Origin of the sequence: Nocardia sp. NPDC059228 (assembly GCF_042754245.1) — a bacterium.
GTDB lineage: Bacteria > Actinomycetota > Actinomycetes > Mycobacteriales > Mycobacteriaceae > Nocardia.
The window spans coordinates 289,994-316,447 of the sequence record NZ_JBHZAL010000001.1; the positions used below are offsets into that span (position 1 = coordinate 289,994).

Here is a 26,454-nt window from a genome sequence, read left to right on the forward strand (position 1 = left end):
AGGTAATTACGCTCCCAACTCGATCGGTGCACCGACGAGGGACCCGTACTCGGTCCAGGACCCGTCGTAGTTCTTGACGTTCTGGTGGCCCAGCAGCTCCTGCAGCACGAACCAGGTGTGCGAGGAGCGCTCACCGATGCGGCAGTAGGCGATGGTCAGCTTGTCGCCGTCCAGCCCGGCCTCCTTGTAGATCTCCGCCAGCTCGGCGTCGCTCTTGAAGGTGCCGTCCTCGTTCGCGGCCTTGGACCACGGCACGTTGATGGCGGTCGGGATGTGGCCCGGACGCTGCGACTGCTCCTGCGGCAGGTGCGCGGGAGCCAGGATCTTGCCCGAGAACTCGTCGGGGGAGCGCACGTCGACCAGGTTCTTGACGCCGATGGCCTCGATGACCTCGTCGCGGAAGGCGCGGATGGACAGGTCCTGCGCGGCGGCCTTGTACTCGGTGGCAGCGCGGTCCTTGATCTCCTTGGTCAGCTCACGGCCGTCCAGCTCCCACTTCTTGCGACCGCCGTCGAGCAGCTTGACGTCCTGGTGGCCGTACAGCTTGAAGTACCAGTAGGCGTAGGCCGCGAACCAGTTGTTGTTGCCGCCGTACAGCACCACGGTGTCGTCGTTGGCGATGCCACGCTCGGACAGCAGGGCAGAGAACTGCTCCTGGTTCACGAAGTCGCGGCGAACCTGGTCCTGCAGGTCCTTCTTCCAGTCGAGACGCACGGCGCCCTCGATGTGTCCCAGGTCGTAGGCCGAGGTGTCTTCGTCGACCTCGACGAGGACCACGCCCGGGGTGTTGAGGTTCTCTTCGACCCAGTCTGCGGAGACCAGGACATCGGAGCGAGCCATGTTGTTCCTTTCGATGCGGTGCCGGTACAGGCGTTGCGTTCGTGTGGTTGAGGGATGGACGGTCGGGGGTCAGACGGAGGAGTTCACGGAGCTGGTCGAGGTCGGGACGGTGCTGCCCGGGGCCGAGCGGAACCGCCCGACCAGCGGATAGATCTTGCAGCCCAGGCAGATTCCGAAGGCCGCGTTGAGGAAGGCCGCGAACAGCGCGAATCCGGTGAAGATCGCGCCCGCCACGGGGCTGCCGGCCGCGAAGCCCAGCACGCCCAGCACCGCGAAGGCCAGGCCGACCAGCTGCGCGAACCGCAGCGGCGCAACGGGTTCCAGCTCGGTCGGCGCACCGACGCGCGGGGCGACCACGGCGGCGTAGACCCGGCCGTACGGGCTCCGGCGCGGACCGTAGGCCGCACCCAGGCCGAACACGATGGCCTGCAGCGCCAGCAGCACGGCGGCGGCGGGAACCGAGACGGCGGCGAGGATCAGAACGAGGGCGAGCACCGCGGTGGTGATCCAGGCGGCGAAGCGGGGGCCGCGAACATCCACCTGCCCTGCGGGTGATGTGCTCGGATGAGGGTTCGACATGGGAGTACTCCTGCGCTGAAGATGTATTGGCCAGATCGCCGGAGGATCGAAACGATCTCTCGACAGCGGGACAAATCCGGTCGGCGACAGAGGAATACGAAAGGCCGACCGGCTAGCGGCACAGGCAGCAACAACCACCGAGCCGGCACAGGTCTACCGTGCGGCGTCGGGTGAGCATCAGCTCGCGGTTGGATTGCACGAGAGGGAGTTTACCCAATTTTCGGGGGAAATTGGACCCGGGGTCCGTAATGCTGATCACTCAGCGGAGCCGGCGACCGTTAAAGGGGCCAATGACGTGCGCAGATCCGCCGCTTTCGGAACGCCGGAGATACGGAAGCGTTCCAATCCTCGAGAATCCAATCCGAAAGTGGTGGGCAGCGAGAGCACGTTCAGCTCGCGTGCCAGCTCCGGATACGCGTCGATGTCGACCTCGAGATCCAGCGGCGGCAGCTCGGCCGACTCCAGCTCGCCGACCACCGAGGCGACCACCCGGCGCACCGCCGCGCACGGGCCGCACCAGTCGGCCGAGAAGTGCAGCACGGTGGGCCGTCCCGGGATCACGCCGGCCGCGGCCAGCAGTGCGGCCCGATTCGATTCGGGCTCAGGCGGATTCGCCGCGGCCGCGGCGCGCACGCGACCCTCGTTGCGGCGCACCAGGATTCCCACGCCGGTCGCCAGGACCAGCATGACCACCAGGATTTCGATCGCGATCATTGTTTCTGCAACCTGTCCAGGTCGACGATCGCATTGCGGCCGTCGCCCTCCACCACGATCTGCCCGCCGCTGGCCTGGACCCGGGTCGGGACGATGCCGAACGGCATGTTCTTGGTGTCGAGGGTACGGGTGAAGCGGGCCAGCACCGCGGGCCGGTCCTGCTCGGGGATGACGATCCGGTCCTGGTCGGGCAGCACCGAATCGGTGTCGGCCTGCAGATCCCGGCCCGCGATGGCGGTGGCGGTGATCCGCACCTCGTCGCCCACCAGCCGCAGATCGGCCAGCACGTGCACCTTCTTCTTCGTCACCTTCTCGCCGCCGTCGCCGCGCGGATCGGTGACCGCGACGGTGTCGGCGTCGGGGCCGACCGGCACGGTGCCCTCCAGGATGATGGTTCCCCCATTGGTCGTGGGGACACTGCCGGAACCACCGGAGCCGTCCGACTTGTCGGTGGGCGGGCCGAAGACCTGCAGGTCCGGAATCTTGAACAGCCGGCCCAGCTCGGTCGGCTCGATGCGCATGCGGGCCTGCACCTCGTCCACCGGAACCTGGCCCACATTGCCGTCGACGAGATTGCGCATCGACAGATGCACGCCGGTCAGATTGGCCTCGACCGTGATCCGGCCGGGAATGTCCGGGCGCATGGCGCGGGCGCGGACATCGATGTTTCCGTACTGGCCGTCCAGCGCCTGGGCGACGAACGGGTGCCGCAGCGACTCGTGGATGGTGATCTCCGGATCGGCGCTCAGGTCCGAACCGGTCCGCAGCAATCGCGAGACCTGGTACTCGGAATACGCCGCTACCCCGAAATCGAGTAGGACGGCCAGCCCTGCCAGGCAGAGCAGTCCGATGAGCAGCCTCCGGAAACGCATAACTGCACCCTAGTAGGGAGGAGTGTCGTTACCACCCGCCGACGTCCGACTCGGGCCGGTCGCGGCCCGGTGAATGACAGGTGAATCGGAACCGGACCGGACCGAACGGTTGCGACGGCCGGGCGGAATACGAGGGTGTCGGCCGAGACACGCTAATGTAGGCAGCGATTACCTGTGATGACCTGCATGAGGTAGTGGCGGACAGTGCGGTAGCCACACACATGCCAGATGGGATGGAGGGCCCCCATGGAGCTGCTCCTGCTGACCTCCGACCCCAACCCCGAGTCGGTGTTGCCGTCGCTGGCGTTGCTGCCGCACCACGTGCGACCCGCGCCGACCGAGGTGGCATCGCTGCTCGAGGCGGGTTCCGCTGACGTGGCGCTGGTCGATGCCCGCACCGATCTGGCCGCCGCGCGCGGACTGTGCCGTTTGCTGGGCAGCACCGGATCGTCGGTGCCGGTGGTGGCCGTGCTGACCGAGGGCGGTCTGGTCGCGGTGAACGCGGACTGGGGACTCGACGACATCCTGCTCCCCGGCACCGGGCCCGCCGAACTCGACGCCCGGCTGCGTCTGCTGGTGGCCCGCAACGGCGGGGTCGCCAGCCCGGAGAACACCGGCAAGATCACCCTCGGCGAGTTGGTGATCGACGAGGGCACCTACACCGCCCGGCTGCGCGGCCGCCCGCTCGATCTGACCTACAAGGAGTTCGAACTCCTCAAGTACCTGGCGCAGCATGCCGGCCGGGTGTTCACCCGTGCCCAGCTGCTGCAGGAGGTCTGGGGCTACGACTTCTTCGGCGGCACCCGCACCGTGGACGTGCATGTGCGGCGCCTGCGCGCCAAGCTGGGCAGTGAATACGAGTCGCTGATCGGCACGGTCCGCAATGTCGGCTACAAGGCGGTGCGCCCGGCGCGCACGGCCGGCAAGGGCGACGCGGTCACCTTCCCGGACTCCGACGGTACCGACGACTCCGAATTGACCACGGCGAACGGCGCTCTCTGATGACCTCCTGGACCGACCGCCTGCCCGCCGAGACCGCCGCGCAGGTGCGGGCGGTCCTGGAGCGCGCCACCGCCGCCGACGGTGTGGCACCGGTATCCGAACAAGCGGTGCTCTCGCTCGGAAATGATTCGCCCGCACGACATCTGGTGGACATCCGCGATGGCGCGGTCGCCGGGTACGCGAATCTGGTTCCGGCCCATGACGAGCATCCCGCCATGGCGGAGGTCGCCGTGGATCCGGCGGCCCGCGGGAACGGGATCGGCGCAGGTCTGGTGTCCGCCGCACTGGCCGCGGGCGGGCCGGGTGCGCGGGTCTGGGCGCACGGTGACCTGCCGCCCGCGCGGGCGGTGGCGGCCCGGTTGGGCTTGTCCGTTTCGCGTGAATTGTGGCAAATGCGAAGAGAGTTGGCTAATTCGGAGCTACCAGAATTGACGGTGCCCGGCGGACTCGAACTGCGCACCTACACAGGGCCTTCCGACGATGCCGAACTGCTGCGTGTGAACAGCGCCGCCTTCTCCTGGCATCCCGAACAGGGCGGCTGGACCGAGCGCGATATCGACGCCCGCCGCGCCGAATCCTGGTTCGATCCCAAGGGCCTGTTCATCGCCGTGGATCCGGCGCGGCCGGACCGTGTTCTCGGATTCCACTGGACCAAGGTGCATTCCGACGAGACCCCGCCGATCGGTGAGGTCTACGTGGTCGGCATCGACCCGGATGCGCAGGGGCGCGGCCTCGGCCGGCTGCTGACCCTGGCGGGTCTGCACTATCTGCGGGACCGCGGTCTCGGCGCGGTGCTGCTCTACACCGAGGGCGACAACACCGCGGCCGTCCACACCTACACCCGGCTCGGTTTCACCCGATTCCACATCGACGTCGCCTACTCGAGCGCGACCTGAAATCCGTTCGGCAACAGTGCGGCTAATGTCACATCCGGTGTGCCGCAAAGAGGGTGGGTTGTTCATCTCTCGTTCACCTGTGCTGGTCCAACTGTCAACCAGGTGCCCTTACGTTGCAAGTGGGCCGCAGACCGCTGCCCGGTGCGCTAGTTCGCAGCGAACAGCCGCCAGATCGCGCCCGTCCGACCGTTGAGGGGTTGGACGTGCAATCGTGATTCCCGGAGGAATAGGTGAATCTCAAGCGCAGCAGCGCCCTGCTCGGTGTGTTGGCCGCGGCCGGTGCCCTGACTCTGTCCGCGTGTGGCAGTGACAACAACAGCACCACCAACGGCGCCGCCAAGATCGACGTCGCGTGTGGCGGCAAGTCGTCGCTGAAGGCCAGCGGCTCGACCGCCCAGAAGAACGCGATGGACCGCTTCGTCGCCGCCTACCAGGCGAACTGCAGCGGCGCCAAGCTGGACTACACCGGCTCGGGCTCCGGCGCCGGCGTGAACGAATTCATCGGCAACCAGACCGATTTCGCCGGTTCGGACTCGCCGCTGTCCGCCGAGAAGGGCGAGACCGACAAGGCCGCCGCCCGCTGCGGCAGCCCGGCCTGGAACCTGCCGGCCGTCTTCGGCCCGATCGCCGTCGCCTACAACATCCCCGGCATGGACGACCTGGTCCTGGACCCGCCGACCCTCGCCAAGATCTTCTCCGGTGACATCACCACCTGGAACGACCCGCAGATCAAGGCCCTGAACACCAACAAGGCCGACAAGCTGCCGTCGGACAAGATCGGCGTGATCTTCCGCTCCGACGAGTCGGGCACCACCGACAACTTCCAGAAGTACCTGACCGCCGCCGGTGGCTACACCAAGGGCGCGGGCAAGGCCTTCAACGGTGGCGTCGGTGAGGGCGCCAAGGGTTCGGACGGCACCTCGGGCGCGGTCGCGAACACCAAGTTCACCATCACCTACACCGAGTGGTCCTTCGCCAAGGCGCAGAAGCTGTCCACCGTGCGCGTGCTGACCACCGCCACCTCCAACGACCCGAAGCCGGTCGAGCTGACCACCGAGTCCGCGGGCAAGGCCGTCGACGCGGCCAAGGTCGCCGGTGAGGGCAACGACCTGAAGCTGGACAACAGCTCGATCTACAAACCCACCACCGCGGGCGCGTACCCGATCATGCTGGCCACCTACGAGATCGTCTGCTCGAAGTACAGCGACGCCGACACCTCCAAGGCCGTCAAGGCGTTCCTGACCTCGGCGGTCGGCAACGGCCAGACCGGTCTCGCCGACGCCGGCTACGTGCCGCTGCCGGACGCGTTCAAGACCAAGCTGACGACCGCGATCAACGCCATTCAGTGATCGCCTGATCGAAAAACCACGATGACCGTGCACGACGAAGCTGCATCCTCGGGTCTGTCCGTTTCGACGGACCCGAGGGATGACCGTGCCCAACTGCCGGGGGATACTGCGCTGATGCCGACCGAACCCAGCACCAAACCGGCCGCGGGGCGCGGCGCACCCACGAAGTTCGGCGCGGAGTTCGCGTTCCGCTCGGCGGCCACGGCCGCCGGCGGGATCATCGTCGCCGCCATCGCCCTGATCGCACTGTTCCTGCTGATCCGGGCGTGGCCTTCGATCATGGCGAACAAGGCGAACTTCTTCACCACCACCGAGTTCAACGTCAAGGACGAGAGCAACCTGCGCTTCGGCATCAAGGACCTGTTCATGGTCACAGTGCTGAGCTCGGTGTTCGCGCTGGCGATCGCCGTGCCGATCGGTGTGGGCATCGCGCTGTTCCTGACGCAGTATTCGCCGAAGGCGCTCGCGCGGCCGTTCTCGATCATCGTGGATCTGCTGGCGGCCGTGCCGTCGATCGTGTTCGGTCTCTGGGGTCTCCTGGTCGTGGCCCCCAAGCTGGGGCCCTTCCAGGACTTCCTGAACAGGAATCTGAGCTGGTTGTTCCTGTTCTCCGACGGCAATGTCAGCATCGCCGGTGGCGGCACCATCTTCACCGCCGGTGTGGTGCTGGCGGTGATGATCCTGCCGATCATCACCTCCGTCAGCCGTGAGGTCTTCGGCCTCACCCCGCGCTCGCAGATCGAGGCCGCGCAGGCGCTGGGCGCCACCAAGTGGGAAGTGGTGCGCCTGACCGTGCTGCCGTTCGGCCGCTCGGGCGTGATCGCCGGTTCCATGCTCGGCCTGGGCCGCGCGCTCGGTGAGACCATCGCGGTCCTGATCGTGCTGCGCACCTCGACCAAGGCCGGCCACTGGTCGCTGTTCGACGGCGGCTACACCTTCGCCTCCAAGATCGCCTCGGCCGCTTCGGAATTCAGCTCGAAGCTGCCGACCGGCGCCTACATCGCCGCCGGTTTCGTGTTGTTCGCTCTGACGTTCGTCGTCAACGCACTGGCTCGGCTGGCGGCCGGCGGGAAGGTCAACGGATGACCACCACACTCGACAAGCCGATCAAGGCGCCGACCTTCCGGCATGTCAGCGTCGCCCGCCGGCTCAAGAACAATGTCGCCACCGGCCTGGTCTGGCTGTGCTTCGGCCTGGCCCTGGTGCCGCTGCTCTGGGTGCTGTATGTGGTGATCCAGAAGGGCGCGAAGGCCGTCGCCAATATCGACTGGTGGACCAAGTCGCAGAACGGTGTGCTGCCCGATCAGCACGCCGGCGGTGTCTACCACGCCATCTACGGCACCATCGTGCAGTCGGGCATCGCCGCGATCATCGCGGTGCCGCTCGGCATCATGGCCGCCGTCTTCCTGGTCGAGTACGGCCGGGGCTGGCTGGCCAAGACCACCACCTTCATGGTGGACATCCTGGCCGGTGTGCCCTCGATCGTGGCCGCGCTGTTCATCTTCGCGCTGTGGATCGCCACCTTCGGCAACCCGCAGAGCGCCTTCGCGGTGTCGCTGGCCCTGGTGCTGCTCATGCTGCCGGTGGTGGTGCGCAGCACCGAGGAGATGCTCAAGCTGGTTCCGGACGAATTGCGGGAAGCCTCTTACGCTCTCGGCATTCCGAAGTGGAAAACCATTGTGCGGATCGTGATTCCGACCGCCGCGCCGGGCATGATCTCGGGCATGCTGCTGGCCGTCGCCCGCGTCATGGGTGAGACCGCGCCGGTGCTGGTGCTGGTGGGTTACTCGAAGGCCATCAACTTCGATGTCTTCAACGGCAATATGGCCTCGCTTCCGCTGCTGATGTACCAGGAGCTGTCGAATCCGGAGCCCGCCGGCCGCGAGCGCATATGGGGTGCGGCGCTGACCCTGATCCTGATCATCGCGCTGCTGTACCTCGCCGCCGCGGCGGTCAACAAGCTGCTGACGCGGAACCGATAGAAGGAAAGACTGATGGCCAAGCGAATTGACGTCAAAGACCTCAATATCTACTACGGCAAGTTCCATGCGGTCGCCAATGTCGGGCTGACGGTGCTGCCGCGCAGCGTGACCGCGTTCATCGGTCCGTCCGGTTGTGGCAAGTCGACCGTGCTGCGCGCGCTCAACCGCATGCACGAGGTGACCCCGGAGGCCCGCGTCGAGGGCGCGGTGCTGCTCGACGGCGAGGACATCTACGGCGCCCAGGTCGATCCGGTCGGCGTGCGCCGCACCATCGGCATGGTGTTCCAGCGGCCGAACCCGTTCCCCACCATGTCGATTCGCGACAATGTGGTGGCGGGCCTGAAGCTGCAGGGCATTCGCAACAAGTCCCAGCTGGACGAGGTGGCCGAGCAGTCGCTGCGCGGTGCGAACCTCTGGAACGAGGTCAAGGACCGCCTGGACAAGCCGGGCGGCGGTCTATCCGGTGGTCAGCAGCAGCGTCTGTGCATCGCCCGCGCCATCGCGGTGTCGCCGGACGTGCTGCTCATGGACGAGCCGTGTTCGGCGCTGGACCCCATCTCCACGCTCGCGATCGAGGATCTGATCACCGAGCTGAAGAAGGAGTTCACCATCGTCATCGTCACCCACAACATGCAGCAGGCCGCGCGTGTGAGTGACCAGACCGCCTTCTTCAATCTGGAGGCGCAGGGCAAGCCGGGCAAGCTCATCGAGATCGACGAGACGGAGAAGATCTTCTCCAACCCGTCGCAGAAGCAGACCGAGGACTACATCTCGGGTCGCTTCGGGTAAGAACAGACTCGCCCGCCTCTCCGTGCCTTCAGCACGGCTGAGAGCCGTGGGCGATCGTGTACGCGTGCCGCCGGTTGGTAGCCGAACCAATTTCGGGGGTACCCGGGGAGTTACCCCGGTCGGCATGAAATCAGTTGTCACGAACCATTCGGCGTCAGGAAGCGGTCCGGCTCTCGCAGGCTGGGCCGCTTCTTCTTTTTGGTCGTGGCTCAGGCCGGAACGTGGCGTAGGTCATATCTCCTGAGCGTGCCATTGTGTGCAACTGTCGGTAACAGTTAATCTGGCCTCGTTGGTAAACCGATTGGTTTAGTAAGGAGGTGTCGGATGACCGTCTCAACGGCGAGCCCGGGATCCGGACAGGCCGCGGCGGAACTGCCGCAGCGGGCCAAAGTGGCGGCCCTGATCGCCATCTGTCTCGCGGAATTGCTGGTGGTCCTGGACAACACGCTGGTCAATGTGGCCCTGCCGTCCATGGCCGTGCAGCTGCAGGCCGACATGAGCGGCCTGCAATGGATCGTGGACGCGTTCACCCTGGCCTTCTCCGGTCTGCTGCTCGCCATGGGACACCTCGGCGACCGGTTCGGGCGACGGCTGTTCATGATCATCGGACTGAGCGGCGTCGCGGTCATGTCCGCCGCCGGCGCACTCTCCTCCGGCCTCGGACAGGTCATCGCGGCCCGCGCCGGCATGGGCGTGTTCGCGGCCGTGGTCTTCCCGGCCACGCTGGCGCTCATCACCAATATCTTCACCGCGGCCCGCGAACGCGCCGCCGCCATCGCGCTGTGGACGGCCATGGCCGGCATCGCCGTCGCCATCGGCCCGACCGTCGGCGGCTGGCTGCTCGAGTACTTCTCCTGGCACTCGGTGTTCTGGATCAACGTCCCCGTGGCGCTGGTGGGCATCGGGGCGGTGCTGGCCACCGTGCCGGAATCCCGTGCCGACCAGGTGGATCGGCTCGACCGCATCGGCATCCTGCTGTCCCTGGCCGGGGTGACCGCGCTGGTGTGGTCCATCATCGAGGCCCCCAAGCACGGCTGGTTCGCGACCGAAAGCCTTGCGGGCTACCTGCTTTCGATCGCCCTGCTGGCCGCGTTCGTGGGCTGGGAGCTGCGGGTGCCCGCGCCGGTGCTGAACATGCGGCTGTTCCGCAATCGCCGCTTCGCACTGCCGTCGCTGGCCATCACGGTGTCCTACTTCTCGGCGTTCGGCTTCCTGTTCCTGATCACCCAGTACTTCCAGGGCGTGAAGGAGCTCTCGCCGCTCGAATTCGGCATCCACTCACTGCCTTTCGCGGTGGCGGTGGGCTTCGGCGCACCCCTCGCGACCATGCTGGCGCAGCGGGTGGGCACCACGGCCATGCTGGTGTCCGGGCTGCTGATCCTGGCGGTGGCCATGTACATCGCGGGCCGGACCACCGTCGAAACCCCTTATCTGGGACCGGTTGTGGTGTCCATGATCCTGATGGGCCTGGGCTTCGCGGTGGTGCAGGGGCCGGCGACCGAATCCATCATGGGCGCGGTGCCGATCGAGGAGGCGGGGGCGGGCTCGGCGGTCAACGACACCACGCGTGAGGTGGGCGGCGCGCTCGGGGTGGCCCTGCTGGGCTCGATCATGACCTCGATCTACGCCGGGAAGATCGGCGGCCGGATCGACGCGATTCCCGCGCAGATCATGAACGCCCAGCAGAAGGAACTGGCGGGCAATACGCCCATCAGCATCATCGGGATCGTGAAGGCGCCGGTGAATCCGCTACTGGCGCAGGCGAAGGCGGAGCTGATCCACGCCATGAAGGTCGCGGCCATGCAGGGCGCCGAGGCCGCGTCCTATGTCGCGGTCGGCACCCTGGTGGTGTGCGCGGTCATCGTGGCCGCGACGCTCCCCTGGCGCCCCGAACGGGGTCGATCGATCCTGATGGGCTGGCGCGAGTCCGGCGAGGACTGACCCGCACCGAATCGAGGGAGTTCCGGGGTGCGCCCCGGAACTCCCTCGCTCGTCGTCCTAGATGCTTTCCTTCTCGGAATCCGGGTCGGGCGGCAGCACACCGGTGACCAGGAACACCACGCGCCGCCCGATCTCGACGGCGTGGTCGGCGAAGCGCTCGTAGTAGCGGCCCAGCAGCGCCACGTCCACGGCCGCCGCCACGCCGAACTGCCAGTCGCGGTCCATGATCAGCGTGAACAGGTGCTTGCGCAGGTCGTCCATCGCCTCGTCGTCGTCGGTGAGCTTGGCGGCCCGCTCGGGATCGCGGGACTCCAGCACCTCCTTGGCGGTGGCGCCCATCTTGACCGCGACCCGGCCCATCTCCGCGAAATAGCTGTTGACGGCCTCCGGCACGGCGTGCGCCGGGAAGCGCCGCCGGGTCATCTTGGCCACGTGCAGCGCCAGCACGCCCATCCGGTTCACATCGGCGACGATCTGAATCGCGCTGACCACCTGCCGCAGATCGCCGGCGACGGGGGCCTGCAGGGCCAGCAGCGCGAAGGCCTTCTCCTCGGCCAGCTGGATCATCTCGGCGATGCGGTCGTATTCGGTGATCACCTGCTCCGCGAGCTCGAGATCGGCGGTGAGCAGGGACTGGGTGGCCCGCTCCATCGCCGATCCGGCGAGCCCGGCCATGCCGCCGAGCAGATCGGCGAGCTCGGCCATTTGTTCGTTGTAGATGACACGCATGATTCAAGACATTAGTGCGGACCGCTGACCAAGTCACCAACTGCGGGTTAACCGTCGGTGCCGGTCGGCTCCAGCGCCGATGCCGCAGTTCCGGCCAGTGGGACGCGCGGTCACTTACACAGGTCGTCGGCGGCGTTGACGTGCTCGAGATCGGACGGAAGTGTGACCGGAGCCGCACTGGGTCCGCCGGAGTCGGTCGGCGTGTCGGGCAGCGGCTGCCCGAAGGCGGTGGGCGCCTTCACGGTGCCGGTGAAATCGGAACCGGCGACCACTTCGACAATGCTGCCCAGCCCGCCCGCCGGTTCCAGGATGGCGCCCGGAATGGCGCTGGCCACCGTCCCGGCCTCGGCCTCGTGGCCGCTGGAGTAGCGGACCTTGGTCCGGGGCGAGGTGCCGTCGGCATAGTTGCCGGTGCTGTAGATCTGGAAGCCCTGCGCGGCCAGCTTGGTCGCCGTGGTGCTCGCGATGCCCGCCTGGCCGGAGCCGTTGGACACCTGCACCGAGAAGGTGCTCGGATCCACCGCAGCCAGCTTGGGCTTGGCGACGGGCGCGGCGCCGGCACTGGGCGGGGGGTCGGTCTTCTTCTCGCCGGGCAGCGGCTGGTCGTCGATGACGGCGCGGAAGATGGCCTTGATATCCGATTCGCGCGGGATCTCGTTGCCGTAGGAGGTGGTGCCCGCGGTGGGGACGGTCAGGAAGGTGATGGCCCCGGCCTGCATCTTCTGCATCGAACGGCCCAGTGTCAGCAGGTCTTTGGTGCTGACGTTGTCCATGAAGGAGTGCTTGGCGAAGGCATCGATGAAGCCGTTGAGCTTGCCCGGATCGAAGAGCACCTTGCTCGACAGCGCACTGCGCAGCAGCGAGGACAGGAACCGCTGCTGCCGGTTGATGCGGTCGTAGTCGCTGCGCTCCTCGCCGTACACGTGCCGGGCGCGCACGTAGTCCAGTGCGGTGGAACCGTTCACGACCTGCCTGCCCGGCGTGGTGAGCACGGTGCCGAGGATCTCGTCGACCAGCGGCTTGGTGGTGCACACCTCGACGCCGCCGACCACGTTGACCATGGATTCGAAGCCGGAGAAGTCGATGCCGACGAAGTGGTTGATCTTCAGGCCGGACAGTTTGGTGATCACCTTGGTCAGGCACTTGGGCCCGCCGAGGGCGTAGGTGGCGTTGAGCTTGTCGCCGTCGGCGGCGGGGAACTTCTCGCTGCTGTAGGCGGCCTTGTCGTTGTCCCAGCCCTCGCAGACCGGGCGGGAGACGTCCAGGTCGCGGGGGAAGGAGACGGCGACCACGCGGGACCGGTTGGCCGGGATGTTGACCAGCATGACGGTGTCGGAGCGCGCGCCCTCGGCGTCGTCCACGCTGCCCGCGCCGAGGCCGCCGTTGGCGCCCGCGCGGGTGTCGGTGCCGACGATGAGGAAGTTCTCGTCACCGGTCTGGCCGTCGGCGTCGACCACGTCGGGTGAGTTGTCGTCGAGTGCGGAAACCTGCTGGAAATTGTTGTCCTTGGCGCGCAGGTAGCTCCAGCCGGTGCCGGTCACGATGAGCGCGATGACGGCGACGACGGCGAGCGTGGCGCGGCCGGCCAGCCGCAGCCGCCGGTTGCGGCGGCGTCGCGTGCTCGAAATCCATTTGGCCGGTGCGGGTCCCACGGCCGCCGGGAGCGCGGTGGTCGGATAGTCGGCGGGCGACTTGACCTTTCGCGCGAGCAGCGCCCGGGTGCGGGCGGCCGCGCCGGTTGCGGCCGGGGGCGGCGCGGTATCGGTGACCGGGGGTAGTTCCACGGTGACCGGATCCGCGGTCGGGTCGGCCGGGCGCGCGCCGCGATTGCCGGGTGCGTTCGCGACCCGGCGGAGGTGGCTGGTGTCGCGCACGGTGCGCTGGGACCCGCTGTTCGCCGCGGGCTGCGCGCCGGTCGAGGCCGCCGGCTGTGATCCGGTGGCGGGCACGGGAGCCGGTGGTGCTGCCGGTTGCGGCGGCATGGGCGCCGAGCCGTTCGGCCCGGGGGTTTCGCGGCTCGCCTCGGCCGCGGGTTCGTTCGGGGTTTCCGTTTCGGCGCGGCGCCGGCGGCGGGTCTGGCGTTCGCTGTCCACGCGCTCGACCAGGTCCTGGACCGAAATGGATGCGGCGGCAGCGGGTTCGGCGTCGTCGTTGTGCCGGGAGCGGCGGCCGGTGCGCGCCGGATCGTCCCCGTCCGCGGGGTAGCGCTCCCAGGGGGCGCGACCTCCGGGTCGTGGCGTACGCCCGTACCGATCGTCACCCACCAACGAACCTCACTTTGCTTCTGATGCCGAGGGCCATGATAACGATTTCGCCACGACGGACCACTCGAACGTATGTCCACCGCAGGCGGGGACGGTTTTTCCGGTTTGTCGGGTATGTCGCACACCCGGTTGGGCACGCTTCGCAAAGTGTGCCAGGGCGTCGCCACAACGCCCGGGAGCTGCGCCGGGCGGTGATCGGATCGAACTCGAGACGGGGAGCGATCAGCCGGCGTTGTCGATGACGCAGCCGCCGCGATGCACGACTCAGCCGCCGCTGTGCATGACGTCGGCCGCGGTGGGCACGGTCGCGTCCTCGGGATCGTCGAGCCAGCCGTCGGGGAGGGCCACCTTGGTCTGCGGGGAACCCTGGCGTCCGCGCGGGCCGAGCGCGTCGGCCGGGAACGGTACGTCCGGCTCCAGCTGCCCGACCAGATCCGCGATCTGCGCCAGGCTGGTCACGGTGGCGAACTGCCGGCGCAGCGCCGACCCTACCGGGAAGCCCATCAGGTACCAGGCCATGTGCTTGCGGATATCGCGCATGGCCTTGTCCTCGCCGTCGTGCTCGACGAGCAGCGCGGCGTGCCGGTAGAGGATCTCGCCGACCTTGCCCAGGGTGGGGCCCTCCGGAATGGGCTCGCCGCGCAGGGCGGCGCTCAGCTCCGCGAACAGCCAGGGCCGGCCCAGACAGCCGCGGCCCACGACCACGCCGTCGCAGCCGGTCTCGGCCATCATGCGCAGGGCGTCGTCGGCGGTGAAGATATCGCCATTGCCCAGCACCGGGATGCTGGTCACGGTCTCCTTGAGCCGGGCGATGGCGGACCAGTCCGCCTGCCCGGAGTACAGCTGCGCTGCCGTGCGGGCGTGCAGCGAAACCGCCGCGGCGCCTTCGGATTCGGCGATGCGGCCGGTGTCGAGGTAGGTGTGGTGCTCGTCGTCGATGCCGATCCGGAACTTGAAGGTGACCGGCACATCGCCTGCGGCCGCGACCATTTCGCGCACGATCTCGCGGAACAGCCGCCGCTTGTAGGGCAGCGCCGACCCGCCGCCGAGGCGGGTGACCTTGCGCACCGGGCAGCCCAGGTTCATGTCGATGTGGTCGGCCCAGCCTTCGCCGACGACGATGCGCACCGCCTCGCCGAGGGTCTTGGGGTCGACGCCGTAGAGCTGCATGGACCGCGGCGACTCGTCCGGCCCGAAGGCCATCATGTTCAGCGTCTTCTCGTTGCGCTCCACGATGGCGCGGGCGGTGATCATCTCGCACACGTACAGCGAAGTGGCGCTTCCGAATTCGCGGCACAGGGTGCGGAAGGCGACATTGGTGATGCCCGCCATCGGGGCCAGCACGACCGGCGGATCGAGCGGGTAGGGCCCGATCCGCAGCTCGGTCTTGGGGGCTTCGAGCGAGGCAGTCACATCGTCCAGTCTCTCATCCGCGTGCTCGCGGCCAGAGCCGCGTACCGCCCGCAGTGCCCCCGGTCACATGGGTCACCACATGCGCAGGCCGCGGCGGCGCACCACGGCGACCGCGAGCACCGTGCCGGCCAGCCACACCGCGAGCCCGACCCCGAGGTGGATCGCACTGCGCAGTTCGCCCGGCATCGAGCGGCCCAGGTGGTAGCCGAGGATGGCGCGTTGCTCGCCGTCGATCGGCGCGACGAAGTAGTAGAGCCCGTACGGCAGGACCAGGTGGGTCAGCCAGGGCAGCGTGCTGCGCCTGTCCCGGCGCGCCGCCCAGCGCTGCCCCAGCGCGCGGGGCGGCACCGCGAGCAGCGCCGACACGGTATTGCCCACCCCGAGCCAGGCCAGGATCGGCAGCGCCACGTCGGTCACCGAAACCCCGGCCCGCTGCATCGGATGCGCGCTGGTCTTGGCGGTGAGCACGGCCGTGGCCAGCAGCGTCGGCAGTCCCACGATGATCAGCAGCGCGAGGTTCTTGACCACCAGGATGCGCTGCACCGGCACCCCGGCGGCCAGGCTCAGCCGGGTCCGGTCGGCGTCCACGCCGAGCACATTCGTGGTGGTGACGTCGGCGAGCACGAAGGTCGCGAAGTAGACGCCGACCAGCACCACCCAGCCGTGCTTGTGCAGGGTGAGCGGCGAGATCAGCAGAAACAGCCCCGACAGCACCACATTCGCGCCGACGCCCTCGAGCCACAGCGCGGGCGGGGTGAACGACCAGCGCACCTCGCCCGCGACCTGCCGCCACAGCGGCCGTCCGGGCTGGATCGGGCTGGGGGCGGGATGGCGGCGCTCGGTGTGGAACTGGGTGAGCGCGCGTTCCCGCACGGCCAGCAGGGTGCCGCGCATCGGTTCAGTCCAACGAGTCGGCAAAGTCGCCTATCCGGGCGGCCACGGCGCCGGGCAGCCGTCGTGGCAGATGGTGGCCACCCCCACTGATCAGATCCATTCGGGCACAGGGCAACTGCTCGCGCAGTGCGTGGGAGGTGGAGATCGGCACGACTTTATCGGCGGGGTCGGCGAGGATCAAGGCCGGCACGCGGATGTCCGCGAGCCGCGCCGTCCACCGGTCCAGCGTGTCGAACATTTCGCGCTGCTCGGTCAGGAAACTGCGCCACACCGGACCGTGCCGGTGGTGCACTCCGGCGAGCAGCGCGAGCGCGGTCCCGGCGGCGGTCCCGGCGGGTCTGTGGTCGAGGCCCTTGCGCGCCAGCCACGGCAGTACCGACCATGCGGTCAATGCCAGTGCGGTGCCGGCGTACGGCGCGGCCAGCAGTTCGTCCCAGGCGGTCAGGCACCCCGGCCCCACACTGGAGACCAGTACCAGTCCGCGCACCCGGCGTGGCGCGAGCGTCGCGGCCGCCAGCGCGACCGCCCCGCCGTACGAATGTCCGGCCAGGACGGCACTGTCGATGCCCTCGTGGTCCAGCCGGTCGAGCAGCCAGCGGGCATTGTCCTCGATGGACCCAGCCGGTTCCGGATTGTCACCGTATCCGGGGCGGTCCAAGGCCAGCGCGGTGAGCGATCCGGGCAGCCGGGCGGTCACCGCGTCCCAGTCGGACCGATCGCCCGGTTGCCCGTGCAGCAGCACCACATTCGCCGTGCGGACCCGGGTGTCGAGGCTCATGCAGTCATGATCGGGCCCGCGGGCCCGGATCGGCTGCGGAATCCCGGTGAGCTTGCTGTGAGTCGCGGGCAGGACGCGAAACGGCCCCTCCGGATCGAAATCCGGAGGGGCCATGGCTTATTCGCAGCCGCAGTCGCTAGCTGCCGGTGGCGGCCAGCTCCTTCTCGCGCTTGGCGGCCTCACGCGCCAGCATGCGGTCGCGCTGCTCCTCGAACTTCACGACGTCCTTGCCCAGCTTCTCGAGGAAGGTGCCCAGGCGCTCCCGGATCTCCTCGCCGCGCGCGGTGAAGTCGTCGCGCTCGAAGATCCGCCACTTCTTGAGCACCGGGTTCACCACCTCTTCGAGGTGCTGGCGCAGGTCGTAGATGCCGTGCTTGGCCATCAGCACGCCATTGCGGCGGAAGTTGGGCATACCGGCGCCGGGCATCTGGAAGTTCTCCAGGATGAGGGTGATGGCCTCGAGGGTCTGGTCGGGCGACAGGTCGAGGGCAGCACCGCACATGTTGCGGTAGAAGATCATGTGCAGGTTCTCGTCGGCGGCGATGCGCTGCAGCATGCGGTCGGCGATCGGGTCGTCGCAGACGCGGCCGGTGTTGCGGTGCGAGACGCGGGTGGCCAGCTCCTGGAAGGTCACGTACGCGACCGAGTAGAGGAATCCGGCGTTGTTCGACAGCTGCTCGAGTTCTTCGGTGGGCGAGGCGAACCCGTTGGTCATGTGGATCATGCGGGCCTGCTCGAGGGCGACCGGGTCGACACCGCGGGTCACGACCAGGTAGTCGCGCATGACGATGCCGTGCCGGTTCTCCTCGGCGGTCCAGCGGCCGACCCACGTGCCCCAGGCCCCGTCCTGCGAGAAGTTCTCGGCGATCTCACGGTGGTACGAGGGCAGATTGTCCTCGGTGAGCAGGTTGGTGATCATGGCCGCCTTGGCGACCTCACTCAGTTTCGACTGTTCCGGATCCCAGTCGACACCACCCATGGCGGCGAAGTTTCGACCTTCGTCCCACGGCACGTAGTCGTGCGGGTGCCATTCCTTGGCCAGGGAGAGGTGGCGATTGACGTTCTCCTCGGCAACCGGCTCCAACTCCGTCAGCAGCTCGAGTTGAGTCAGATCCTTTGCCATACGTGTGCCCTTCGTGTCGTGCGTCGTGCTGTCGTACCCTCGCCGGCCTGCCGCCGCGCCCATACCTTACGTGACCGTAGGGTGATGTGAAACTCACATGTGCGCCATTGCGGCGTAGGTGAGAGATGTCATATGACAAGCGGCCCACAGCGACGGGTGTATCGCCATGGGCTGTGGTTCGTTAGCCCCCGCATCCGGTCGAGATGCCCGATTACTTCTTACCCAGTAGCCCGCCCAGCACGTTGCCGAGCACACTGCCCGCGTTCTGGCCGACCGCCTTGCCGAGTATGTCGCCCAGACCGCCGCCACTGTTTCCACCGGTGGCGCCGCTGAGCAGACTGCCGAGCAGATCGCCGATCCCGCCGCCGGACCGGCCGGCCGCGCCGTCGCCCCCGCCCAGGGCCTTCTTGCCGAGGTAGGCCAGCACGATCGGCGCGAGCATGGGGAGCAGCTTGCTCATCAGGTCCTGGCTGATGCTGTTGCCGCCGACATTACCGAGAGCGCTGATCACCGTGTTCTTCTCGGCGCCGAAGGTCTGATCGACGATCTGGCTGCCGTTGGCGATGTCCACCTGGCTCATGTCGACACCGCCGTCGAGCAGGCCGTGCGGCTGGCCGGCGACTTCGTGCTCCAGATTCAGTCCGACCTCGGGGTTGCCGGCCTGTGTCTGGAAGCCGCCGAGTAGGACGGGGACGGCCGCATCGATCGCCGTCTTCGCGGTCGCCTCGTCGACGCCGAGCCGCTCGGCGATCTGGGCGACCGGGACATTGGAGAGCAGGTCATCGAAGGAAGTCATGAACTCCGCCTGTGCTGATGGTTCCCGGGAAAGGCTCTGCTCCGGCCACGGTAGGTGAAGTCGGGGCGGATTGCTACAGATTCGCGGATATGCGAAGGGCCCGGAGGTATCGTTCCGGGCCCCTCCCATGGGGTGCCCCCACCAGGGCTCGAACCTGGGACCTGCGGATTAAAAGTCCGTAGCTCTACCAACTGAGCTATAGGGGCGTGCGGGACGTCAGTTTAATGGGCCGACCCCATAAGTGTTAAACGAGTATCCGATTGCGCTCTGGCAGACGATATTTGCGCAGGTCACGATGCGCCGTCGGGGGCCGGGCCGGTGCGGTGCGGGCGCGCGGCGGGGAACCGCGGGGACTGGTGGCGTCCGGGTGGGGAATGACGCGGTGTGCCGTTGGGGTGACGGGCCGTGCCGATCGGCGGGGCTCGGGGAGCCGGGGCGGTCGGTTGGGGGGACGATGTGGCCCTGTGAGGGTGCGGACCGGTCGGTGCGGCACCGCGAGAAGGTGGACCCGGGGGTGGGCCGGGGTCGGCGCGGAGTGTGGGCGGGGTGGGGTGGCGGTGTGGTTTCGCCGTGTCCATGGCCCGATGGGTTCCGGACGGCCCGGTAAGCGGGCGCTGATTGCCGGTGCCGAGGGGTCCGGCAATCGCCTTGCCACTCAGTTTGTTTCGTTGCGCTGGAGTGTGAATATCATCCAATGGTGATGTGTGGCAAGCTATTTGGCGCGGGGGGTGGAAACCGGTCGGAGTCGGCGCGGGTGTGGGGGCGGCGGCTCGGCGGCGATGCGGTGTCGGTGTGGACAGCGCGCGCGGCGGCGATCGGCCGGCCGAACATCGGTGGGATATGGGCGAATTCGTCGATTCGAACCAATCATCCTTACGATTGCTGGGGAATTGCGGCATTCGATAGGGGGTGTGCTGGCTAACTGACTTTCCGGTACACCTCACGCTGGGTGCGCTTTCCGGGTACGGTGACCGACTGGTGAATTCCCGAGGGACCGGGATTGCCCCGGCGGCACGGGATTCGGCTTATCGTTGATGTGCCCGAACGTGTCGCGACCGGTCTGGCCGATCGCGGCTCCAATACGATGAAGCTGCGGGGAGGCGGACCAGGACGACGTGAACGCCCGGGCGCGCACCCGCTGTGGTGCACCCAGGCGGGAAAAACCTATACCTGTTGGTGTGTTTCAAGTTTCTCGCGCTTTTTCGTACCGAAAGTTTGGTAATTCCGGGCGAAGCCCGTTTTGAAGTATTTGAAAGACACGTAACTTTGCGTCGAGGCCGCGCGGCGGTCGGCGACGGTTAGCTAGCTTCGGAGGCGTTTCGAGCATGGCACGGCAGCAAGAGCGGGCCCGCCGGACACGCGCGGCGATCATCAGGTCCGCCGCCGTTGAGTTCGGGAAGAGCGGCTATGCCGCTGCTTCGCTCAACCGCATATTGGAAGGTTCCCGGGCGACCAAGGGGGCCATGTACTTTCACTTCGACTCCAAGGAGGACCTGGCTCGTGCGGTGCTCGAGGCGGCGGTCGACCGCTATCGGGCATCGACCGAAAGGTGGCTCGCCAGAACCGATCTCGGTCCGCTGGATGTGCTGCACGGCATGATCGACGAGATCGCGCTGCGGCTGGAGAACGACATCATCATCCAGGCGGAGTTCCGGCTCATCATCGAGCCGGAGTTCTACCGCGACATCCAGGCCGGCGGCGGCCGCATTCTCGGGCGCGCCATCCGGCAGCTCGCGGTGAAAGCGACCGAGCACAAACAACTGCGCCCGGATTCGGATCCGGACCGGTTCACCCGCACCTTGGCGGCGGCGCTGGCGGGCCAGCGCTATATCTCCGATGTGCTGGCGGGCCCGGTGGATCTGCGGGCCCGGTTCGCCGAGGCGCTCGAGGTGATCGTGGAAGCCACCGCGACGCCGGAGTGGACCGAGGAGTTCCGCCGCACCGGCTGGCGGGTGTCCGCCCGGCTCGAAGATCTCAACTTGGGACTCTGACCAGCTGATTTGGGAATCATGCGGAGCCTGTCATAAGCTATCTCCGCTCCCAACGGAAGCCGTTGAGCAAACGGTCCGGAGAGATCCGGCGGGCCCCCTTCGTCTAGCGGCCTAGGACGCCGCCCTTTCAAGGCGGTAGCGCGGGTTCGAATCCCGTAGGGGGTACAACGATGGCAACATCGTTGTCGGAGCAAGAGCAAGGCCCTGTGGCGCAGTTGGTTAGCGCGCCGCCCTGTCACGGCGGAGGTCGCGGGTTCGAGTCCCGTCAGGGTCGCAAGACTCCTTGCATGGCAAGAAGTGGTACAGCGTGGCATTCGAATCGGGTGCCTACGGCCAGGTAGCTCAGTTGGTACGAGCGTCCGCCTGAAAAGCGGAAGGTCGCCGGTTCGATCCCGGCCTTGGCCACCGGATCTGGAAGACCCCGTCCCTCGGACGGGGTCTTTCCGCGTTCCCGGGTTGTCCGCGTGTTTTTCGACCTGTGGGTCTGATCTTGGTGGAATGCTGGACCTCATGGCTGAGGATAACCAGTGGTATTACTGCATCTCCCATCAGAAGGCGGAGCAGGGGAAGACCTGCTGGGTCGGCGATCGGATCGGGCCCTATCCGGATAAGGCGACAGCGGAGCGGGCGTTGGATATTGTGCGGGAGCGAAATCGGCGCGCGGACCAAGAGGACGACTGACGCCGGAGTGACGGGGGTGACGCGCTGTTCGGTGCGCTCACGAGGCACTCAGGTTGACCAGGTACGGTTTCGTAGCCAGAAAACGACCGAGCGGGAGGGTAAACCTTGAAGGTCACCGTGGTGGTGCCGACCTACAACGAGCGGGAGAACCTGCCGGTGGCGGTGGAGCGGCTGACCGCGCTACCGGTGGCCGACCTGCATGTGCTGGTGGTGGACGACAATTCGCCCGACGGTACGGGTGAGGTGGCCGACAAGCTGGCCGCCGACCTGCCGAACGTGGTGGGCGTGCTGCACCGCACCGAGAAGGACGGTCTGGGCCGGGCATACATCGCCGGCATCACCCGGGCGCTCGACGAGGGCGCCGACGTGGTCATTCAGATGGACGCCGACCTGTCGCACCCGGCCGAGGTCATCCCGGCCATGCTGGACAAGCTGGAGTCCACCGATGCCGGTGTGGTGCTCGGATCCCGTTATGTTCCCGGGGGTTCCACCGCGGCGGAGTGGAAGTGGTATCGCAAGGCGCTGTCGGCCTGGGCCAACTTCTACGTGAATATGATTCTGCGCCTGGGCGTGAAGGACGCGACCGCCGGTTTCAAGGCGTGGAAGGCGGACACGCTGCGCGCCATCGACGTGGCCTCGATCAAGTCCAACGGCTATTCGTTCCAGGTCGAGATGAACTACCGGACGGTCAAGAAGGGCATTTCGATCGCCGAGGTGCCGATCCGTTTCGAGGAGCGCACCAAGGGCGCGTCCAAGATGAGCCTGAAGGTGCAGCTGGAGTCCGCGGCCATGCCGTGGAAGCTGCTGTTCGGTCGCGCTGTCTGACTAACTGCCGGGGCGGCTTTCGGGCCAGTGGAGCAGCGTGTCCACGAACAGCTGCCGGACCTGCTCCACCTCGGCGTCCATATCGGCCGGATCCCAGCCGCTGACATCGATCGGCGGTAGGACGGCGACGTCCACGACGCCTTTGCGCACCACGGCCGAATTGCGCCACGCTATTTCGCCGGCATTCCGGATCACCACCGGAATCACCGGCACGCCCGCCTGCCGGGCAATGTGGAACGCGCCCTTCTTGAACGGCCCGATGCGCGGGGTCAGGGATCGGGTGCCCTCGGGCGCGATCACGACCGACAGTCCGCCGCGCAGGGTGTCGACGACGGGTTGCAGCGCGGCCTTGGCGGCCGCGGTGTCGGCGCGGTCGATGAAGGTCACCTCGACGAAGCGCATGAGGGGACCGAAGATCGGGTTCTTGGTGATCTCCCGCTTGGCGATGCCGGTGAATCCGGTGCCCAGTACCTCGGCCAGCACCACGATGTCGAACTGGCTCTGGTGGTTGAAGATGAACACGGCCGGGCGCGGGGCGCGGGCGTTCCCGGCACCCACCACGCGGAGCTTCACTCCGGTGCCGCGCAGGGTGGTGTCCGCGGCGTAGGTCATCATCGAATCCGCCATCTGGCGGCGCTGTTTCGTGTGCGCCTTGGCGGCCACGCCGAACAGGGCCCCGCCCAGCAGACCGGTGAATCCGGCCAGGGTGCGGGCGTAGTCGGTGGCCCCGGGCGCTTGCCGGGGCCGGAAATGCAGCACCGGCCAATCCTTTTCGGCCGCCTCCAGCACGACGCGCGGATCCGGGTTCACCGCCACCGGGTGCCCGGCGGTCTGCAGCAGCGGCAGGTCGGCGGCGCTGTCGGCGTAGGCCCAGCTCTGGGTGAGGTCGATATCGTGGGTGATGGCGAAGCGGCGCACGGCGTCGGCTTTGCCGTTGCGCCACAGCGGCTTTCCCTCAACGTGCCCGGTGAGCACGCCGTCCTGGACGGCCATGGCGGTGCACAGCACGTGCGGGACGCCGAGTTCCTCGGCCACCGGCCGCACCTGGTAGCAGGTGACCGAGCTGATCAGCACCAGCGTGTGCCCGGCCGCCTCGTGTTCGCGCACCAGCCGCCAGGCCTCCGGGTAGATGTGCCCGTACACGCTGCGCGCGAACGCCTGTCGCCCGAGCCGGGCCAGCTCGTCCTCGGCTGTCCCGGCCCAGCTGTACATCACCGATTGCAGGAAGCGCTCGTACTCGCCCTCGCTGCGCGCCCCGCGAATACTGCCGAGCAGGGTGGCGGTGAGCGCGCCCTGGGTGCTGCTGCGCCGCAGCAGTCGCCGGGGCAGCGGCGGCGGGTTGAACCCGTGGACGACGGTGCCGCCGAAGTCGAAAATCGCTGCGACGCGTGGTCCTTGCGGTCCGGTGCGCACGGCTTCGAGGGCCGCGCCGAGATCCTGTGCGCCGACCGGGCGCTGGGTGACGCCGACGCCGGGCCGGAGCGGCAGTGCGGGCCGGCCCGCGCCGATCCCCCGGACCCGGTGTGTCATAGCGCTTCCAGGCGGTTGGACGGGTCGAGGGTGGCGGCCCGGGAGATGCGCTGGCCGATGGCGCGCAGTTCGGCGGCGAAGCTGCTGCGGCGGGCGGCCAGGTCGGCGGGATCGTCGGAGGGGGTGAGCAGGCCGTGGTTGTCGGCGAGTTTGATCGCGCTGCCGAACAATTCGGAGGACACCGATTCGGGGCTGTGCAGCCGCTGCTGCAGCAGCATCTGCTTGCCGACCTGCAGGCATTCGTCGATGAGGGCCTTCTTGTCGACCTCGGCGACCGGGTCGCGGGCGGCCAGCCGTTCGGCCACCACCAGTTGCGCGTCGAAGAAGGAGCGCAGCACCCGGTGCGCCATCATGAACCCGGATTCGGCCAGCCGGGCCAGGATGTCGGAGCCGACGGTGCCCGCGGCGGTGCGCTGATGCCAGTCGTGGTCCACCAGCAGCATTTCGGCGGTGAGCTGGCTGGTGAATTCGGCCCGCTCCGGGAAGAAGAACTCGAACTTGAGCAGGTCGCGCAGCCGGAAGGCGGCCTCCCAGCCGACCCGGAGCTGATCGCCATCGGGCGCCTCGACGGCGGTGAGGATGGACAGTTCGAGGATGGCGCGGTTGACGAACCAGTGCACGGCGCTGTTGCGATAGAACGCGGCCTCCAAGTGTGCCCCGGCATTGATGGCGTACACCGGTTCCAGCCCGCCGCGGTAGACGGTGACCACGGTGGCGACGGTCAGCTGTTCGAGCACCACGGCCAGCCCGTGATCGTCGCGCAGCGCGTCGAGTTCGCCGCTGGGCAGGTTCCGGCGCTGGATGTAGCCGAGCACGGGCGCGATGGCGGCGCGCAGTTCGCCGCGGGTGAGGGCGCGCTCGTGCACGCCCAGCAGCACCAGGGTGGTGAGGGCGTTGACGGTGATCGGGGTGACGTCGTTGATGCCGACGGCGACCTCGAAGGCCAGCCGCTGCACGGCCAGGTGCTCGAGTTCGAGGGTCCGCTCGGAGGGCGGATTCGGGTGGACCGTCAGCGGATCGCCGTTCACGGCCAGCCGGTCGCGGGCCGAGAGCGGGGTCCCGAAGCGCACGTACACGCGCCCGGCCGAGTGCTGCTGGTTGCGCACGTAGCGGGCCAGCCAGGTCAGGCCCTCGGGTTGTTTACGGCCGCCGGTCTGTTCGAGGGCGATGGCCCCGATCTCGTTGAGCCGTTCGTAGGTGATGGATACCGGCACCAGCATGACGTCGTCGATGCGTTTCGAACGCAGCGCGGCCGCGAGGTAATTCAGCAGTCCGTAGCGGGGCGGCCGGAGTTTGCCGGTGCGGGTGCGCCCGCCCTCGAAGTACCACTCCAGATTGAAGCGTTTGGTGAGCAGGTAGGCGATGTACTCCTCGACGACCGCCTTGTACACCTCGTCGTCGCCGAAACTGCGGCGGATGAACACGGTTCCGGTGCGTCGCGCGATGGGCCCGATCGGCCAGAACTTGAGGTTGGCTCCGCCGACCACGTGGTTGGGCGGAAAGTCGTTGCGCGCCAGGATGTCCCCGAGCACGAAGGCGTCCACGTAGGACCGGTGCGAGGGCAGGAAGACCAGCGGGTAGCGCCGGTTGAGCGAGCGCAGCCGGTCCAGCCCGGACTCGTCGGCGTCGACCTTCCAGGTGGAGGCGTGCACGGGCCGCATGGCCTGGGTGAACAGGTCCGACACCAGCCGGCTCTGTGCCGCGACGAGTTCGCGCAGGCCCTTCTCGGCCCGCCGGTACACCTCGCGCGGGGGCACACCGGTCTCCTCGGCGATGGCGTCGAGCCGCCGCAGGAATTCGGGCGAGTCCAGGATTTCCTCGACCACCAGCCGCGGCACCTTGTACCGGTCGCCGATGACGGCGCGTTCGGCGCGTTCCAGGGCGACGATGCCGGCGCGCACGATGGCCCGCCCGAAAGCGTCGGGCGCACCGGCGGATCCGGGATTGTTGGCGCGCAGCTCGCTGAGCCGGGCGGGCTGCCCGGTCAGCACCAGATGCCGGTCGGGGGCCTTGCTGAGCAGCCGCCGCTGCATGAGCCGGTTGGGTTTGCGCGGGTTGGTCAGGGTGAGCAGATCGCTGAAGGTGGTGCGGCGCACGCCGTCTCGCTCGGGCGGCAGCCACAGCACCCGGACCGGCACCACCAGCGGATCGTCGCTGCGCCCGACCAGCCGGGCGGTGACGGCGGCGGGGTCGAGGTCGAGCTGGGTGACGGGGGCGGCGGTGCCGAACTCCTGGGTGATGCCGCCCTCGGCCAGCCAGTGTCCGACGAGGGCGCGCTCCACCGGGGAGGCGGCGTCGACCAGGGCGACCACGGACTGCGGAGCGGTGAGCGCGGCTTCGGGGAGCCGGCTGTCATGATCGAGCATTCTGGTTACCTCCGCATGAGCCGCTGCGATCCATTGAAGCCCAAACGTGCGGCGTCGGTCGGTAGGTCGGGCAATTCCCCGGTCGGAGCGTGGGTTTCGG

23 protein-coding genes and 4 tRNA genes are annotated in these 26,454 nt (G+C 67.9%); 13 read left to right on the forward strand and 14 right to left on the reverse strand.

The features are described from left to right. Positions 1-6: 6 nt before the first annotated feature. From ACFXKA_RS01345 to ACFXKA_RS01360, 4 genes are all read right to left on the reverse strand, one after another. On the reverse strand, positions 7-840 hold the full coding sequence (locus ACFXKA_RS01345; protein ID WP_354830980.1) for a sulfurtransferase: 834 nt from the start codon (positions 838-840) through the stop codon (positions 7-9). Positions 841-909: 69 nt separating this feature from the next. Beyond that, positions 910-1,419, reverse strand: a complete 510-nt coding sequence (locus ACFXKA_RS01350; RefSeq protein WP_379425333.1) for a DUF4395 domain-containing protein — start codon at positions 1,417-1,419, stop codon at positions 910-912. Positions 1,420-1,674: 255 nt separating this feature from the next. Continuing rightward, positions 1,675-2,133: a thioredoxin family protein gene (locus ACFXKA_RS01355; protein ID WP_354830975.1), complete on the reverse strand. Its 459-nt coding sequence runs from the start codon at positions 2,131-2,133 to the stop codon at positions 1,675-1,677. After that, the gene (locus tag ACFXKA_RS01360) at positions 2,130-3,005 is read right to left on the reverse strand and encodes a DUF2993 domain-containing protein (protein WP_379425335.1); all 876 of its coding nucleotides are present in this window, start codon (positions 3,003-3,005) and stop codon (positions 2,130-2,132) included. The genes ACFXKA_RS01355 and ACFXKA_RS01360 overlap by 4 nt, the downstream gene beginning before the upstream one ends. A 246-nt stretch (positions 3,006-3,251) precedes the next feature. Between ACFXKA_RS01360 and ACFXKA_RS01365 the strand changes: the two genes are divergently transcribed. The 7 genes from ACFXKA_RS01365 to ACFXKA_RS01395 all read left to right on the forward strand — a co-directional run bounded on the left by ACFXKA_RS01365 (position 3,252) and on the right by ACFXKA_RS01395 (position 10,964). After that, complete coding sequence (locus tag ACFXKA_RS01365) at positions 3,252-4,007, forward strand: response regulator transcription factor (protein ID WP_040854884.1); 756 nt, start codon at positions 3,252-3,254, stop codon at positions 4,005-4,007. Next, on the forward strand, positions 4,007-4,903 hold the full coding sequence (gene mshD / locus ACFXKA_RS01370; protein ID WP_379425337.1) for a mycothiol synthase: 897 nt from the start codon (positions 4,007-4,009) through the stop codon (positions 4,901-4,903). The genes ACFXKA_RS01365 and mshD overlap by 1 nt, the downstream gene beginning before the upstream one ends. Before the next feature lie 230 nt (positions 4,904-5,133). Continuing rightward, positions 5,134-6,252: a phosphate ABC transporter substrate-binding protein PstS gene (gene pstS, locus ACFXKA_RS01375; RefSeq protein ID WP_379425339.1), complete on the forward strand. Its 1,119-nt coding sequence runs from the start codon at positions 5,134-5,136 to the stop codon at positions 6,250-6,252. 114 nt (positions 6,253-6,366) lie between these two features. Next, on the forward strand, positions 6,367-7,338 hold the full coding sequence (gene pstC, locus ACFXKA_RS01380) for a phosphate ABC transporter permease subunit PstC (RefSeq protein WP_379425341.1): 972 nt from the start codon (positions 6,367-6,369) through the stop codon (positions 7,336-7,338). Next, the gene (pstA, locus tag ACFXKA_RS01385) at positions 7,335-8,234 is read left to right on the forward strand and encodes a phosphate ABC transporter permease PstA (protein WP_354830962.1); all 900 of its coding nucleotides are present in this window, start codon (positions 7,335-7,337) and stop codon (positions 8,232-8,234) included. Before pstC ends, pstA begins: the two co-directional genes overlap by 4 nt. Positions 8,235-8,246: 12 nt before the next feature. Next, positions 8,247-9,023, forward strand: coding sequence for a phosphate ABC transporter ATP-binding protein PstB (gene pstB / locus ACFXKA_RS01390; RefSeq protein WP_040854892.1), 777 nt, complete (start codon positions 8,247-8,249; stop codon positions 9,021-9,023). 324 nt (positions 9,024-9,347) lie between these two features. Then, the gene (locus tag ACFXKA_RS01395) at positions 9,348-10,964 is read left to right on the forward strand and encodes an MFS transporter (RefSeq protein ID WP_379425343.1); all 1,617 of its coding nucleotides are present in this window, start codon (positions 9,348-9,350) and stop codon (positions 10,962-10,964) included. A gap of 57 nt (positions 10,965-11,021) precedes the next feature. Here ACFXKA_RS01395 and phoU read toward each other — a convergent pair whose 3' ends face one another. The 8 genes from phoU to ACFXKA_RS01435 all read right to left on the reverse strand — a co-directional run bounded on the left by phoU (position 11,022) and on the right by ACFXKA_RS01435 (position 19,167). Continuing rightward, positions 11,022-11,693 carry a phosphate signaling complex protein PhoU gene (gene phoU, locus ACFXKA_RS01400; protein WP_354830957.1) on the reverse strand — a complete coding sequence of 224 codons (672 nt, stop codon included), beginning with the start codon at positions 11,691-11,693 and terminating at the stop codon, positions 11,022-11,024. A 110-nt stretch (positions 11,694-11,803) separates the two neighbouring features. After that, positions 11,804-13,957 (reverse strand): LCP family protein, encoded by a 2,154-nt coding sequence (locus tag ACFXKA_RS01405; protein ID WP_379425345.1) that lies wholly within the window; start codon positions 13,955-13,957, stop codon positions 11,804-11,806. A 264-nt stretch (positions 13,958-14,221) separates the two neighbouring features. Beyond that, a complete protein-coding gene (dusB, locus tag ACFXKA_RS01410) occupies positions 14,222-15,370 on the reverse strand; it encodes a tRNA dihydrouridine synthase DusB (protein ID WP_354830952.1) in 1,149 nt (382 codons plus the stop codon). Between the two features lie 72 nt (positions 15,371-15,442). After that, positions 15,443-16,264: a hypothetical protein gene (locus ACFXKA_RS01415; RefSeq protein ID WP_379425346.1), complete on the reverse strand. Its 822-nt coding sequence runs from the start codon at positions 16,262-16,264 to the stop codon at positions 15,443-15,445. Between the two features lie 4 nt (positions 16,265-16,268). Continuing rightward, entirely contained in the window at positions 16,269-17,042 is a 774-nt protein-coding gene (locus tag ACFXKA_RS01420; protein WP_379425347.1) for an alpha/beta fold hydrolase, read from the reverse strand. A 136-nt stretch (positions 17,043-17,178) separates the two neighbouring features. After that, the gene (locus ACFXKA_RS01425; protein ID WP_354830944.1) at positions 17,179-18,165 is read right to left on the reverse strand and encodes an acyl-ACP desaturase; all 987 of its coding nucleotides are present in this window, start codon (positions 18,163-18,165) and stop codon (positions 17,179-17,181) included. 211 nt (positions 18,166-18,376) lie between these two features. After that, positions 18,377-18,961, reverse strand: coding sequence for a DUF937 domain-containing protein (locus ACFXKA_RS01430; RefSeq protein ID WP_379425349.1), 585 nt, complete (start codon positions 18,959-18,961; stop codon positions 18,377-18,379). 133 nt (positions 18,962-19,094) lie between these two features. Then, positions 19,095-19,167 (reverse strand) — tRNA-Lys (locus tag ACFXKA_RS01435). A gap of 1,119 nt (positions 19,168-20,286) precedes the next feature. Between ACFXKA_RS01435 and ACFXKA_RS01440 the strand changes: the two genes are divergently transcribed. From ACFXKA_RS01440 to ACFXKA_RS01465, 6 genes are all read left to right on the forward strand, one after another. Continuing rightward, positions 20,287-20,952, forward strand: a complete 666-nt coding sequence (locus tag ACFXKA_RS01440; protein WP_354830940.1) for a TetR/AcrR family transcriptional regulator — start codon at positions 20,287-20,289, stop codon at positions 20,950-20,952. 92 nt (positions 20,953-21,044) lie between these two features. Next, positions 21,045-21,117, forward strand: a tRNA-Glu gene (locus ACFXKA_RS01445). A 35-nt stretch (positions 21,118-21,152) separates the two neighbouring features. Continuing rightward, a tRNA-Asp gene (locus tag ACFXKA_RS01450) sits at positions 21,153-21,226 on the forward strand. A gap of 57 nt (positions 21,227-21,283) precedes the next feature. Then, positions 21,284-21,357: transfer RNA gene (locus tag ACFXKA_RS01455), tRNA-Phe, on the forward strand. A 93-nt stretch (positions 21,358-21,450) separates the two neighbouring features. Then, a complete protein-coding gene (locus ACFXKA_RS01460) occupies positions 21,451-21,633 on the forward strand; it encodes a hypothetical protein (RefSeq protein ID WP_379425351.1) in 183 nt (60 codons plus the stop codon). 123 nt (positions 21,634-21,756) lie between these two features. Beyond that, positions 21,757-22,458, forward strand: coding sequence for a polyprenol monophosphomannose synthase (locus ACFXKA_RS01465; RefSeq protein ID WP_354831630.1), 702 nt, complete (start codon positions 21,757-21,759; stop codon positions 22,456-22,458). Here ACFXKA_RS01465 and ACFXKA_RS01470 read toward each other — a convergent pair whose 3' ends face one another. Both ACFXKA_RS01470 and ACFXKA_RS01475 read right to left on the reverse strand, forming a co-directional pair. Continuing rightward, positions 22,459-23,988 (reverse strand): HAD-IB family hydrolase, encoded by a 1,530-nt coding sequence (locus ACFXKA_RS01470; protein WP_379425352.1) that lies wholly within the window; start codon positions 23,986-23,988, stop codon positions 22,459-22,461. Then, positions 23,985-26,354, reverse strand: coding sequence for a glycerol-3-phosphate 1-O-acyltransferase (locus ACFXKA_RS01475; RefSeq protein ID WP_354830932.1), 2,370 nt, complete (start codon positions 26,352-26,354; stop codon positions 23,985-23,987). Before ACFXKA_RS01475 ends, ACFXKA_RS01470 begins: the two co-directional genes overlap by 4 nt. Positions 26,355-26,454 lie beyond the last annotated feature (100 nt).

Coding starts and splice junctions, on each gene's coding strand:
- pstA (WP_354830962.1), top strand. CDS start 7,335: ATGACCACCACACTCGACAAGCCGATCAAGGCGCCGACCTTCCGGCAT.
- pstB (WP_040854892.1), top strand. CDS start 8,247: ATGGCCAAGCGAATTGACGTCAAAGACCTCAATATCTACTACGGCAAG.
- ACFXKA_RS01460 (WP_379425351.1), top strand. CDS start 21,451: ATGCTGGACCTCATGGCTGAGGATAACCAGTGGTATTACTGCATCTCC.
- pstC (WP_379425341.1), top strand. CDS start 6,367: ATGCCGACCGAACCCAGCACCAAACCGGCCGCGGGGCGCGGCGCACCC.
- ACFXKA_RS01355 (WP_354830975.1), bottom strand. CDS start 2,133: ATGATCGCGATCGAAATCCTGGTGGTCATGCTGGTCCTGGCGACCGGC.
- mshD (WP_379425337.1), top strand. CDS start 4,007: ATGACCTCCTGGACCGACCGCCTGCCCGCCGAGACCGCCGCGCAGGTG.
- phoU (WP_354830957.1), bottom strand. CDS start 11,693: ATGCGTGTCATCTACAACGAACAAATGGCCGAGCTCGCCGATCTGCTC.
- ACFXKA_RS01475 (WP_354830932.1), bottom strand. CDS start 26,354: ATGCTCGATCATGACAGCCGGCTCCCCGAAGCCGCGCTCACCGCTCCG.
- ACFXKA_RS01425 (WP_354830944.1), bottom strand. CDS start 18,165: ATGGCAAAGGATCTGACTCAACTCGAGCTGCTGACGGAGTTGGAGCCG.
- ACFXKA_RS01470 (WP_379425352.1), bottom strand. CDS start 23,988: ATGACACACCGGGTCCGGGGGATCGGCGCGGGCCGGCCCGCACTGCCG.
- ACFXKA_RS01350 (WP_379425333.1), bottom strand. CDS start 1,419: ATGTCGAACCCTCATCCGAGCACATCACCCGCAGGGCAGGTGGATGTT.
- ACFXKA_RS01345 (WP_354830980.1), bottom strand. CDS start 840: ATGGCTCGCTCCGATGTCCTGGTCTCCGCAGACTGGGTCGAAGAGAAC.
- ACFXKA_RS01395 (WP_379425343.1), top strand. CDS start 9,348: ATGACCGTCTCAACGGCGAGCCCGGGATCCGGACAGGCCGCGGCGGAA.
- ACFXKA_RS01360 (WP_379425335.1), bottom strand. CDS start 3,005: ATGCGTTTCCGGAGGCTGCTCATCGGACTGCTCTGCCTGGCAGGGCTG.
- ACFXKA_RS01440 (WP_354830940.1), top strand. CDS start 20,287: ATGGCACGGCAGCAAGAGCGGGCCCGCCGGACACGCGCGGCGATCATC.
- ACFXKA_RS01420 (WP_379425347.1), bottom strand. CDS start 17,042: ATGAGCCTCGACACCCGGGTCCGCACGGCGAATGTGGTGCTGCTGCAC.
- ACFXKA_RS01430 (WP_379425349.1), bottom strand. CDS start 18,961: ATGACTTCCTTCGATGACCTGCTCTCCAATGTCCCGGTCGCCCAGATC.
- ACFXKA_RS01415 (WP_379425346.1), bottom strand. CDS start 16,264: ATGCGCGGCACCCTGCTGGCCGTGCGGGAACGCGCGCTCACCCAGTTC.
- ACFXKA_RS01365 (WP_040854884.1), top strand. CDS start 3,252: ATGGAGCTGCTCCTGCTGACCTCCGACCCCAACCCCGAGTCGGTGTTG.